Annotated in this window: 11 protein-coding genes; all 11 read left to right on the top strand. The window is 36.7% G+C overall.

Annotated features, from left to right (window positions below):
- Positions 1-7 precede the first annotated feature (7 nt).
- Positions 8-1,318: a putative O-glycosylation ligase, exosortase A system-associated gene (locus tag ABD005_RS10350; protein ID WP_343817348.1), complete on the top strand. Its 1,311-nt coding sequence runs from the start codon at positions 8-10 to the stop codon at positions 1,316-1,318.
- Entirely contained in the window at positions 1,311-2,279 is a 969-nt protein-coding gene (locus tag ABD005_RS10345) for a polysaccharide deacetylase family protein (RefSeq protein ID WP_343817347.1), read from the top strand. The genes ABD005_RS10350 and ABD005_RS10345 overlap by 8 nt, the downstream gene beginning before the upstream one ends.
- On the top strand, positions 2,276-3,487 hold the full coding sequence (locus ABD005_RS10340; RefSeq protein ID WP_343817346.1) for a glycosyltransferase: 1,212 nt from the start codon (positions 2,276-2,278) through the stop codon (positions 3,485-3,487). The genes ABD005_RS10345 and ABD005_RS10340 overlap by 4 nt, the downstream gene beginning before the upstream one ends.
- Entirely contained in the window at positions 3,487-4,980 is a 1,494-nt protein-coding gene (locus ABD005_RS10335) for a lipopolysaccharide biosynthesis protein (protein WP_343817345.1), read from the top strand. The genes ABD005_RS10340 and ABD005_RS10335 overlap by 1 nt, the downstream gene beginning before the upstream one ends.
- 62 nt (positions 4,981-5,042) lie before the next feature.
- Positions 5,043-6,281: a polysaccharide pyruvyl transferase family protein gene (locus ABD005_RS10330; protein WP_343817344.1), complete on the top strand. Its 1,239-nt coding sequence runs from the start codon at positions 5,043-5,045 to the stop codon at positions 6,279-6,281.
- Between the two features lie 19 nt (positions 6,282-6,300).
- Entirely contained in the window at positions 6,301-7,539 is a 1,239-nt protein-coding gene (locus ABD005_RS10325) for a glycosyltransferase family 4 protein (protein WP_343817343.1), read from the top strand.
- Positions 7,540-7,670: 131 nt separating this feature from the next.
- On the top strand, positions 7,671-8,810 hold the full coding sequence (locus tag ABD005_RS10320) for a glycosyltransferase (protein WP_343817342.1): 1,140 nt from the start codon (positions 7,671-7,673) through the stop codon (positions 8,808-8,810).
- 116 nt (positions 8,811-8,926) lie between these two features.
- Entirely contained in the window at positions 8,927-10,417 is a 1,491-nt protein-coding gene (locus tag ABD005_RS10315; RefSeq protein WP_343817341.1) for a chondroitinase-B domain-containing protein, read from the top strand.
- A complete protein-coding gene (locus ABD005_RS10310; RefSeq protein ID WP_343817340.1) occupies positions 10,414-11,613 on the top strand; it encodes a right-handed parallel beta-helix repeat-containing protein in 1,200 nt (399 codons plus the stop codon). Before ABD005_RS10315 ends, ABD005_RS10310 begins: the two co-directional genes overlap by 4 nt.
- Before the next feature lie 100 nt (positions 11,614-11,713).
- A complete protein-coding gene (locus ABD005_RS10305) occupies positions 11,714-13,138 on the top strand; it encodes a mannose-1-phosphate guanylyltransferase/mannose-6-phosphate isomerase (RefSeq protein WP_343817339.1) in 1,425 nt (474 codons plus the stop codon).
- A 6-nt stretch (positions 13,139-13,144) separates the two neighbouring features.
- Positions 13,145-13,531: a diacylglycerol kinase gene (locus tag ABD005_RS10300; RefSeq protein WP_343817338.1), complete on the top strand. Its 387-nt coding sequence runs from the start codon at positions 13,145-13,147 to the stop codon at positions 13,529-13,531.
- Positions 13,532-13,565 lie beyond the last annotated feature (34 nt).

The raw sequence follows: 13,565 nt of genomic DNA, 5'->3' as shown, positions 1-13,565 counted from the left end.
TAAGTAGTTGCGCGATATATTTCTCGTTTTAGTTTTTCCTTTTCTACTGTATTTCATTTTTAAGCGTCCTTACATCGGTGTGTCGTTATGGATCTGGAGTGCAATGTTTTTTCCTAACGGTTGGGTGTGGGGATTTGCCTCGTCGCTGCGTTATAATATGCTTATTGCGCTTGCGACAATTCTTTCTTATTTCTTTCAAAGAAATAAAATTAAAACTGACGTTTCAGGGCTAACGGTTTTAATTTTAATCTTTTTTATTTGGTCGACTATTTCAAGTGTTTTAACGCTATCTAATCCTAGTGTTGTTTGGTTTGAATGGAATATTTTCTTAAAAATAATCATTTTTTACTTTCTTTGTATTTTTGTCATTAAAACTAAGCATCACATCAATGTTTTTCTTTGGGCAATTTGCCTATCAGCAGCTTATTTTGGCGCAGCTGAAGGGCTTAAATATATAGTTACTGCTGGTGGACATACTGTTGCCGGCATTCCAGGAAGTCGATTGGAAGACCGAAACGAATTAGCGTTAGCCTTAAATATGACAATTCCTTTGATTGTATTCTTGTTAAGTCAAACTAAATCTAAATGGCTTAGGTTGGCTTTAATGGGGGCTGTGGCTTTTAATATTGTTGCTATTCTCGGCTCTTATTCTCGAGGCGGAACACTTGCACTTATTGTGGTTGGCGGTTACTTTTTTTTACAAAGTAAACGTAAAATACTGGTTTCGCTTTTTCTTGTTGTTGCAGTAGGTGTTAGTAGCGCCTTTGTTTCTGACGAGTGGACCGGACGCATGAATACCATAGAAACCATGGATCAAGATACGTCGTTTTTAGGGCGAGTGATGGCATGGAAACAAGCAACATTGATGGCGTTAGATAATCCTATTTTTGGGGCTGGCTTTAAAGCGGGACAAAACCAAGCCTTATGGATGTTATACGAGCCTGATTTTTATAAACTCAACTTTATTGTTGATACTACTGGTATTCATTTTCCTAAAGCCAAAGCGGCACACAGTATTTATTTTCAAGTACTGGGCGATTTAGGCTTTGTGGGCTTACTTATGTTTTTAAGTATTCTCTTAATTACTTATAGAAAATTAAGCTGGGTCACGCGTAATACTGACGATGAATGGCTTATTGGCTTAGCACGCATGTTAAAGGTTTCTTTAATTGCTTATTGTGCGGGTGGCGCGGCATTGAGCTTGCCTTATTTTGATTTATCTTTTGCTATTTTTGCTCTAGCACATATTTTATGTGAACTGATTCACCGACAAAAAAATAAAGTAACTATTAAAAGGGAAGGACATCGGTATGCATAAAATATCGATTAAGTTGTTTGTTGGTATTATTTCAGCGTTGGTTAACCGAAATAGCCTAACAGTACTGACATACCATCGTGTTGGTGAGTCGTATAACCAGCTATGTATGGACGAAAAACGCTTTGAACAACAGCTTGTTTGGCTTAAACGCTATTTTAACCCTGTTAGCTTAACTGAGGGGTTAGCATTGCAGGCGCAAGGTAAGCTACCTAAACGCTCAATAGCGATTAGCATAGATGATGGCTACTCAGACAGTTACACTAAAATATTTCCTTTATTACAAAAGCATGGGCTAGTTGCGACATTCTTTATTAGTACCTCAGGCATTCAGCAGGGCTATTTGTGGGATGAACTGGTTTCATCAGCAATAATGCAGCTACCTGCTAGTGACGAAGCATTAGTTTTCTTAGAGGTAACTTATCCTGTTGCTACCTATAGTCAACGAATAGAGTGCGTTAAGAAAATAGCTAAAATAATTAAATATCAAAGCAATGATGATCGTAATATTTTAATTGAACAGCTATTAAATAAAACTGGTAAGCCTCAACTCAAGCATCAATTTTTAAGTGAGCAACAAATATCTGCTTTGTCTGATGCTGGGATGGAAATTGGCGCGCATACTGTTAACCACCCAATATTAACCTGTGAACAAGACCAAACAGTACAATCTGAGATGATGCTTTCAAAGCAGCACTTAGAGAAAATAACCAATAAACCGGTCAATTTTCTCGCTTACCCCAACGGTAAATCTCAGGTTGATTTTAATGATAACCATCAACGAATAGCCAAGGAGTGTGGCTTTACGGCAGCATTCAGTACTGATTGGGGCTGTATTTCATCTAAAAATAGTAATTTATTTTCTTTATGTCGTTTTACTCCTTGGGATATTACCGAGTTCAAGTTTAATTTACGTTTAGCATTAAATTTTAATGAAAAGTATACAAGGTTAATTGGTAAATGAGTGTGCCTAAAAATAAAACCATTCTTATGGTCGCGTTAGATTTTCCACCTTGTCAAAGTGCAGGAGTACAAAGAACATTAAAGTTTGCTGAGTATCTAGCAGCGCTAGGCTGGCAGCCTATTGTATTGACTGTAAATGAAAGTGTGTATGGCTCAGTAGATAGCCATATCAAAATACCTGAGTCAATAAAGGTTTATCGCTGTAAATCACTTGATTCAGCAAGAGATTTGTCAATTAAAGGTAAGTATTTTTCATGGAGTAAAGTGCCAGACCGTTGGTGGAGTTGGGCTATTAGTGCCGTACCTTTAGGTAAAAAATTAATTGCCAAATATAAGCCTGATATTATTTGGTCAACTTATCCAGTATCTACGGCGCATTATATTGCTTATAAATTGCATAAACAGAGTCAAATTAGCTGGGTAGCAGACTATCGTGATCCTTTACAGTGTCGCTATGATAGTAATGCTCAACAATACAGCTTTGTGGCAAAATGGATTGAAAAGAAGACAATAACACATTGTACTAAAGCCGTTTTTACCACTGAAAAATCAGCGCAGCTTTATCGTCGATTATACCCCAATGAAAAACTAGCTAAATTTTGTGTGATTGAAAACGGCTTTGACGAAGCTAATTTTAATGACTTACCTACGGTAGATACAATTGATACTTCACGTTTTACGTTATTGCACAGTGGTGCAGTTTACCCCCAAGGACGAGATCCGCAAGCGCTATTTAGCGCCTTATCAATGCTTAAAAAAGCAGGCTCTATTGACCGTAGTAACTTTGTGCTTGTGTTCCGTGGTGCAGTGAATAGTTCAGCGGTTAAGTCGCAGGTTAACGAACTAGCTATTGAAGATATCGTAGAGTTTAGAGCTAACATTGCTTATAAAGAGTCGTTAGCTGAAATGATGTCAGCCAATGCTTTGCTGTTAATTCAAGGGAAGCTTTTTAATAATCAAATTCCAGGTAAAGCTTATGAGTATATTCGTTGTAATAAACCTATACTCGCGCTCACGCCAGAAGAAGGCGCTACAGGAACATTACTAAGTACTGTTTCAGCAACAGAAGTTGCTGAAACGCGTGAAAATATTAAGCAAGCCATTTTACGTATGCTGGAACAACAACCGGGCGGCGAAAGACAAAGTGCGCATTATTCTCGTTATGCCAAAACACAGCAGCTAGATTTATTACTAAGAGCGCTTGATTAATGGATGCGCTAAATAAAAAAATTGCAATAGGAGCGGGTTGGGCTGTATTCACTAAGTTTTTAGTTAAATCTTTAGGATTAATAAGCACCGTCATTTTAGCAAGACTATTAGCACCAGAGGACTTTGGTGTTATTGCTATGTGTATGATTGTTGTGGCTTTTCTTGAGGTTTTTACCAGCTTTGGTTTTGATTTAAATATCATTCAAAAAGACAATGTCACGAATAAAACCTTAGATTCTGCATGGACTCTAAAGTTAATTATGGGATTAATACTCTCTACAGTATTAGTTTCTGTCAGTGGTTTAGTCGCTACGTATTATAACGATCAAAGAGTAGAGGAGTTGGTGCTTGCTGTAGCTTTTTTGCCATTTATCACTGCAATACAAAATATTGGATTTGTTCTGTATAGAAAAGAGTTGGATTTAGCAAAAGAGTTCCCGCTTGAGGTGTATTCAAAATTATTCTCTTTTGTTATAACCATAGGTTTTACATTTTATCTAGAAAACTATTGGGCATTAGTGATAGGTATGTATGCTAATGCAATTGCTAAGACTTTCATGTCGTTTTTAATGCATCCATACAGGCCTAAGTTAGAATTGAGTGAAGCGAAGGAGTTATTCAAGTTTTCTAAATGGCTACTACTTAATAACTTACTTATTTTCTTTAACCATAAGGTTACTGACATTATCGTTGGTAAACAATCAAGTGCTGAACAACTAGGTTATTATACCGTAGGTTATGAAATTTCAAATTTGCCAACAACAGAGTTATTATTCCCTTTGAGTCGTTCTATTTTTCCAGGTTATGCGAAATTAAAAAATGATATTGAAAAGCTTAGAGCGACGTTTTTAAAAATCACGGAAATTATTATTTTCGTCAGTGCGCCAGTCTCAGTGGGGATTTCAATATGTTCCCCAGAAATTGTTCAGTTAGGACTAGGTGAGCAGTGGCAACCGATAATTCCTATTATTGCTATATTGTCTCTCTATGGGTTTAGTCGGTGTGCAGTGCAAAATATTGGTACTGTTTTTGTTGTTATTGGTAAGCCAAATATACCGTCATTAATATCTCTAGTGCGCATTATCTTTATTATTCCTCTTTTATTGTACTTCGTTGAGCGTTCAGGGGCGCTTGGAGCATCACTTGTTATTTTATTTGTATCACTTATTACCATGCCATTAAGTTTTTTAATTGTTAGTAGATATTTATCTATCTCCCTCATCAAATGTGCCAAGGTATTTGTATTCCCTGTTTTTACTAGTTTACTAATGTACATAAGTATTGAGTTACTTCTTCCTTATTTACAAGTTGTGAGTTTAGGGAGTAATTTATTAATGCTGCTACTGAAAGCCATAATAGGTATAGTAATTTATGGTTTCTTCACCTTGATATATCTAAGACTTTTTCCCGAGTCAGATTTATCTCAATTTGTGAGATTAAATTTGATTAGTGTTCGAAATAAAATAAAGGCTAAGTTATTGAAAGTTAGTTAAAAGGTTTGGTGGGTGTATGTGCCTACTGTGGTTTAAGGATGATGATTATAAAAGATGAAAGTATGAAAAAAGTATTGTTAGTAGGCTATATAGGTGGGTTGAACGTCGGTGACGAAGCTATAGGTGCAGCGGTTGCTCAGCAAATTCAAAGTGATAGTACAGAAATATATATTGCCACAGGACAGCCGGATGTAAGTGAACAATATTTAGGTAAATCTTACCACTACTTAAAATGTACATATCCAGGGAGGCCTATTACAACCAAAGACTTTTTTATATTAGTTGCTACGATTCGAAAAATGGATCGTATTATTTTTGTAGGTGGCGGTATTCTGCAAGACGTTCACAGTGCAAAACTAATGGAGCACTGTACTCTTATTGCTGCCATAGCAAAATATTACAAAATACCGTCATTGGCTACAGGAATAGGTTTTGGTCCTATTCGCTCAGACTATGGTCATACTTTGGGTCATCGATTCTTAGATAGCGTACAACGAATTAATTATAGAGATATTGAGTCGTTGAATGCGTCAAATAATGCTTATGGTGAATATAGTTACAAATGCGATCTAGGAAGTGATTCAATATATTTGATCAATAGTCAATTAACCAAACATGAAGCCAAGAAGACAGGCCGGGTAGGATTAGCCTTTAGACAATGGAAGGGTTTACATATTGATTTTCTAGCAGAAATGATTGAAAAGCTGTTGAATGATGGAGTTACACCTGTATTTTTTGCTTATGAATCTGATGATTTAATTTTGTATCGACAGTTATTAGAGTTATTTCCCGATAAAATAGAACTTAGTGACGAGCGTTGTTTTTCAAAAACATTAGAGTCTATTAAGGGCTTAGAAGGGTTGATATCAATGAGACTACATGCCAATTTATTTGCCATTATGTCTAATATACCATTTGTTGCATTGTCTTATGATCCAAAGATAAATAATGTAATTGGTAGACTGGGGTATCAAGATGCCATTCTAACTTTAGATAATAGTGCTGAAGATGTACTCGTTAAGCTGAAAGGATTTTCTCCTTCTACAATAGCCTCAGATAAGCTAAATAATGCATTTAAATTAAACGAGTTAAATATTTCTGAGTTTATGTCAGCAGACCATAGTCAGTTTGAATTTAAAAGAAGAGGAAAGACTTTAGGCCATTGTATCAACTTGTTCTATGACGCATTTATCATAGTGCGATTACAAAAGTTTGCCCTGTTCATTGGAAGGTATACCAGTAAGTTATTTCCTTCAAAATTTAAAGAGTATATCCGTTCAAAATTAAAATTTAACTGGTAATTGATTAATAAGGAAAGTTATGAAAATCGGCATTGTAACAACATGGTTTGAGCGAGGTGCTGCGTATGTGTCAAAGCAGTTTAAAGAAGTGCTTGAACACGAGCATGATGTCTTTATTTATGCTCGAGGTGGCGAAGAATTTGCAATAGGTGATCCTAATTGGGATGGTGATTATGTTACTTGGGCAAAAAAGCCACTAACATTTGCTTTTACAGATATCAACTTAGAAAATTTCAGAGCTTGGTTACTAGACAACGAAATTGAGCTCGTACTTTTTAATGAGCAAAAAATATGGGCGCCGGTTCTTCTTTGTCGCGACTTGAATATCAAAACAGGGGCATATATTGATTACTATACTGAAGAAATTGTACCGTGTTTTGGGGTTTATGACTTTCTAATTTGTAATACTGAGCGACACCGTAGCGTGTTTGAGCACCACCCTCAGTGTCTTTTCTTTCCATGGGGAACAGATACCAACCTTTATCAACCGCAAGAGCACAACGAAGGTGAAGGAGGAGTTAAATTTTTCCATTCTGCGGGCATGAGTCCTTACAGAAAAGGAACCGATTTATTAATAAAAGCATTCCTTAGGCTAGAAGGTGAAGCTAAATTAATAGTGCATAGTCAAGTAGACCTCAAAGCGGCTTTTCCACAGTTAGCAGCAGGTATAGATAAACTATTAAGTTCAGGTTCATTAGAGTTACATGAATATACTGTTTCTGCCCCAGGTCTATATCATTTAGGAGATGTTTACGTTTATCCATCTAGGTTAGACGGTATAGGTCTTACAATATTAGAAGCTGCATCGGCTGGATTACCTATTATCGTACCAGATAATGGACCTATGAATGAGTTTGTTGGTGAGCATGGCGAAAATGGTAAAACTGTCAATATTGAAAAGTTATGGTCTCGATGGGATGGCTATTATTGGCCGCAATGTGAAGTTTCGCTTGATTCTTTGCATGAATCGTTAAAGTTTTATGTTGATAATCAAAATAATATTCAAAACTTAAAAGCACAAGCGAGAGAGTATGCTGTGTGTCACTTCTCATGGGAAAATAATACCAAAAAAATCGCTGATACTTTGTCTAATGTTAGGGTACTTACTGCGGAGGAGGTTAATGAAGCGAAAAAGTCAGCACTAAAATATGATGATAAAATGCTGAAAAAGCATGCTAAAAGTAAAAAACAATTATTTGTTGATAAGTTAGAAGAAGATTACCCAACGCTATACAAAATATTAAAGCGAACTAAATAAAAATGAATAACAGCACAAATTTTTGTTCATTATGAGTGCGACATTCAGACGGTGAATAATAGTGAGTCGTTATTTATTGAATTCATATACCGCGAAAATAGAAAGTATCTATCAATAGTAAAGGAAAAGTGATGCAATTTATCGTGTTAGCTCCAAACGAATGGCAAAGTCGCTGGATGAATAGACAACAGCTGTTTAGCCTTATTGGTCAGCAACATAATGTTACTTACGGAAACGGGGCATTATTTACATGGCACTTTACGTTTAGAAAACTTGTTAATTCACTTTTTAGCACGGCACACACAACACAAGATAATGTTACCGTAGTTAATCCGAGCTACTTTTTTTTGAGAACGCCTAGAGTGGCGTTGCTTGATAAAATATCTATAGAGCATTATGTAGCCAAACTAACTAAGCATATTTCTAAAGAGCAACCGGTAGTTTTATATATATTTCATCCAGTATTTTTTGAGTACGTGAAACATATTAAGCATGATTATTTAGTTTTTCATGCTTACGATGACTATTCAAAGCAAAGCGGCTACGGTAGCCATGAGAAAGAAAATGATGATCGGTTATCTACTCAAGCAGATCTCATTATTACTTCGTCGCTACTTATTCAAGAGCGTTACTTGAAAGCGCAACCAGAGAATAAAGTAAAGTTTGTACCTAATGGGGTTGATTATAACGCCTTTTCTAATGCGAGCGAACAACCTATAGAGTTGGATGATATTCCTCAGCCGAGAATCGGTTATGTTGGAGCCATTAACCAAAAAGCAGATTTGTCACTATGGCTAGCGTTGGCTAATTATTTTCAAAATATTTCGTTTGTTTTGATTGGACCTGTTAATAACCTTACAAAAGAAGATTTGAATGCCTTTAATGAATTAAAAAAATTAAAAAATAGTTTTTATTTAGGTAGTAAAAAGAAAGAAGAAATAGCGTCCTACATGCATCACTTTGATATTAATACCATGATTTATAAATCAGATAAAAGTGGTTGGGCATCTTCGGGTTACCCATTAAAACTTCATGAATATTTGGCTGTGGGCAAGCCCGTTATTTCTGCTGATATAGAGGCCGTTAGAGAGTTCTCTAATGTTGTTGCTATTGCTGAAGGCGCTGATGAGTGGATTGAAAAGGTTAAACAGCTATTAAATGAAAATGGGCAATCAACCGCTTTAGCTGAAAGAAAGCATGTTGCTAGAAATAACACATGGGAATGTAGGGTAAAGACAATATTAAATCATATAAAACAGTTAGATAAATAGTAGATTTTTTATAGAGGTTTATAAGATCTTTATCAAAGAATGTTACGACAAACGGATAAGCAATAACTGTTTAACTTTACCTAAAAAATTATCGCTATTATAGATGGAGTTTTTGCGTGGTAACAATCTTAAAAAAGTACTTGATTATCATTGGTGCACTTGCCAATGTTTTTATGGTAGTTACTGTAGTAGTGCTATTACTAAAAGTATATTCAACGGGTTTATCACTTCCGCTTTTTAGTGAAAAAGTTAAAAATAACTTACAAGTTAATCAGCCAAATTTGTATCGTATCGTATCGCCAATTTTGAATGCGATGAGCTATTTTGAAGTTAAAAATTACTATTTTAGACAAATTGATCTAGCTAATTGGTCAGGCACTGGGGCGAATAAACAAAGCACCTATCAAAGCAGGTTAGAAGATATTTATGTCTCTAATGCTTCAGAACTTCTTACCGCATTAAAAAAAGCTAAGCCTGGGCAAACTGTTTTGCTATTGCCAGGTGAATATAAAATTAATCAAGCGAGTATTCAAATAGGCAACAGCGGTACTAGCCATTTGCCCATTAAGGTTACAGCTGCCTTATTAGGTACCGTAAAGTTATTTATTAAAGGTGAAGGCTTTGTGGTTAATAAACCTTACTGGCAGTTTAGTAATTTACACGTCATTGGTCATTGTAAAAGTCATACGCAATGTGAGCACGCGTTTCATGTGGTTGGCAAAGCACAACATACAGTCATCAAAAATAATATTATGCAAGACTTCAATGCCATGATTAAGGTCAACGGTATCGGCTATTCATATCCCGATCATGGCAAGGTACTTCAAAATACCTTTTTTAATACCTCCGCAAGAAATACCCCTAACCCTGTTACCCCTTTTGATTTAATGCACGCTAGTCATTGGCAAGTGAGTGATAACTTTATTTTTGATATTCAAAAATCAGCGGGCGATAAAGTCAGTTATGCGGCCTTTTTTAAAGGTGGCTCCGAACAAGGAATTTTTGAACGCAATTTAGTGATTTGTGCCGCCAATTTACCTGATAACTATACCGCGCTAGGGCTTTCTTTAGGTGGCGGTGGCTCATTACAGCAGCACAGACGTAATCAAAATAGTGCGGAGCATGTTGGTGGTGTTATTCGCCATAATATTATTATGCATTGCTCAAACGATGTTGGGATTTATGTTAACCGTTCACGTGATAGCACCATTGAGCACAATACCTTATATAACACCCTAGGTATTGATGTTAGGTATCCTGAGAGTACTGCTAATATTGAAAATAATATACTGTCGGGTCGTATAAAAAACCGCGATAACGCCACGGTTAACCAAGTAAATAATTTAATTGAAAACCGTAATTTTTTAACCGGTAAAGATACGCTTTCAAATTACTTTGTGGCTCCCGATATAGGGAATTTTTCTTGGAAAAAGCCGCTTGAAATTTTACCTCTAGATAAGTCATCGGCAGAGTACTCTATTGACTTTTGTCAGAATTTACCGAGTAAACCTTATGTTGGGGCGTATTCCTCGGACTCTTTTTGTACGTATCAATTAAACCTAACGAGTCAGACAAACAGTAATGATAGAGATAGGTTAGTACGATGAAAAGCATCTTTAGAAAAATAATAACGAACTACCTATTTTTTTCTGGGTTATTGGCGCATTTAGTCGTGTTCGGTGTGTTGCTTACCCAGCCGTATCTAATCGCTAAAGTGACTAAAAAAATTAGCCAGGAGTATTACTCATGGCAAAAAAGTAAAGACTATAAAGCGCTAACCAATGGGCGTATGCAAAGTGTTGCTGATGAAATTGATAGCGTGCTTCATGCTTGGAAACCTCAGCCTGCGGATCAACATCTTACTCAACCGTTTTCAGTTAATGGTACAGAATATAGCGATCTAACAAGTGCTGTTTCGGCTTTACAGCATGGCGATGAACTACTGATTGCCCCAGGAACCTATCATACGCCGCTAGTTATTACTAAACACGATATTACTATCACTGGCTTGGGGCATGTTATTTTTCAAAAAGGCATTGCGCAAGGTAAAGGTTTTATTTTAAGTAAAGGTAATAACCTAACCGTCAATAATATTGAATGTCATAGTATTAGTAATAGAGACGGTAATGGTGCTTGTATTCGTCAAGAAGGCGTTAATTTAACGCTAAAACATATCTTTTTTCATGGTAGTCAAGAAGGAGTGTTAGAAACTGCCAAACAAGCGGGGTTTATCAAAATATATCAAAGTCGTTTTGAGCGCCTAGGGTATAATGGACAAGCTCATGGTATTTACAGCAATAAGGCGTCTGTTTATATCGAAGAGTCTGTTTTCGTTGCAACGAAAAGCCAAGGGCATGCCATTAAAGTTAGAGGTGAAAGTTTGGTGGTTAATGCAAGTGTTATTGCCTCATTATCAGCTGATGATAGTCGCTTAATTGATATGCCTAATGGCGGAGAGCTAATGGTGAAAAACTCTTTGCTTGCGCAAGGTCCTAATTCAGTCAATGGTCAGGTTATTGGTTATGGGCTTGAAGGTATTTCACATCTACGTAATAGCATTCTTATGACCGATAATGTCGTTTACTTGGAACGCTTGGGCGTAAATTATCTTTTAGCTTTACCTAAAGAGTCACAGGCTATTGAATTGACTCAAAATAAGAACATTGTTATTGGTAAAGATAGCTCATCTTACGTCAGTGATAGTAATACTTATTTTAATGATCGGAGTGAGCTTGGGCTACCTGCTTTTCCATCCTTACCTAACAGTTTTTGTGAACAATGGCATTATTGTCCGATTAAATAACTTTAATCGTCATAAGTAGAGATTTTTCGGCGTAAGATATATGAAATAATCAGCCTATAGCTTATCATTACGCCATTATAACCTCATCAATGGAATAAACATGAGTTCTGCTACTATTTTCCCAGCAATTATGTGCGGCGGCAGCGGCACACGTCTTTGGCCGCTTTCTCGCGCACTTTTTCCTAAACAATTTTTGCCGTTAGTTAATGACACTAGCATGTTGCAAGATACCTTATTGCGTTTGCCTAATCATTGTAGTGATCCCGTATTTATTTGTAATGAAGAGCATCGTTTTTTAGTCGCAGAGCAGGTAAGACAATTGTCTGTTTCGCAAGGTACTATTTTGCTCGAGCCAGAGGGGCGAAATACCGCGCCAGCTATCGCGTTAGCTGCATTAAATGCACTTAAACAAGATAAAGAAGCAATGCTGTTAGTATTGGCTGCTGATCATGTAATTAAAGACACTGAAACTTTTCATCAGGTGGTTGCTCAAGCTAGCATTGCTGCAGAGCAAGGAAAACTAGTCACTTTCGGTATCGTGCCGACACATGCTGAAACAGGCTACGGCTATATTAAAAAAGGCGAACAGCAAAAAGATAATACCTTTAAGGTAGCTCAGTTTGTTGAAAAGCCTAATGAAGAAACGGCTATTGGTTATCTTGCGTCAGGTGATTTTTTATGGAATAGCGGAATGTTTTTATTTAAAGCATCACGTTACCTTGAGGAACTAGCTAAGTATCGTGGTGATATTCTAGCGCAATGCCAAGCAGCAATGACTGATGTTGAACACGATTTAGATTTTTTAAGACCTAATAAAACCGATTTTTTAGCCTGTGCTAGCGAATCTATTGATTACGCGGTAATGGAAAAAACCGATGATGCGGTCGTTATTCCTCTTGATGCAGGTTGGAGTGATGTTGGCTCTTATTCTGCATTATGGGAAGTGTGTCAGCAAAATGAAGACAAAAATGTTGTAAAAGGCGACGTTATTGCGCAGCAAACGACTAACAGCTATATCCATAGTCAAAATAAGCTTATTGCCACCGTTGGCGTTGATAACTTAGTGATTATTGATACGCCAGATGCAGTGTTGGTTGCGAATAAAGATAAAGTGCAAGATGTTAAAAATATTGTTGAGCAACTGAAAAAATCGCAACGCTCTGAAGCGGTATTACATCGCGAAGTGTATCGACCTTGGGGAAAATACGACAGTGTTGATAATGGCGAGCGTTTCCAAGTAAAACGTATTACCGTTAAGCCAGGTGCTAAATTGTCGGTACAAATGCATCACCATAGAGCAGAACATTGGATTGTTGTTTCAGGTACGGCGAAAGTCACCATAGATGAAAAAACCGTACTGTTAACCGAAAACCAATCAGCTTATATTCCGGTTGGCGCTGTACATGCCTTAGAAAACCCAGGCAAGTTACCGTTAGAAATGGTTGAGGTGCAATCTGGTAGTTATTTAGGCGAAGATGATATTGTGCGCTTTGAAGATCGATACGGTCGAGTTGATGGCAAATAATAGAGTATGCAATTGAAAACTAACAAGCCTAATGGCTCAGGTGGAGCGCGTATAGTTAAAGCAACTTATTGTTCCTTCCTGGGTTTTAAGGCGGCTTTTAAGCATGAGGCTGCTTTTCGACAAGAGCTATTGTTATGCGTAATACTCTTGCCTTTTAGCTTTATTGTTGCGGCAACGCTGACGCAATGGCTATTGCTAATTTTTACATTAGCTTTTTTATTATTTGCTGAAATAATAAATTCAGCAATAGAGGCATTAGCCGACCGAATATCGCTAGAGCATCATGAATTAATTGGGCGTGCTAAAGACTTAGGCTCAGCAGGTGTTTTTATTGCTATGTTTATGGTTGTCTTAGTTTGGTCAGCTACAATAATAAGAGTCTATTTTTGGTAGTCTGTATTTTTTGCACTGTACTATTTTATTCATT

Origin of the sequence: Colwellia asteriadis, assembly GCF_039523295.1 — a bacterium.
GTDB classification, from domain to species: domain Bacteria; phylum Pseudomonadota; class Gammaproteobacteria; order Enterobacterales; family Alteromonadaceae; genus Colwellia; species Colwellia asteriadis.
Note: the sequence above shows the minus strand (reverse complement) of the source record. Positions and strands in the feature narration are given on the sequence as shown.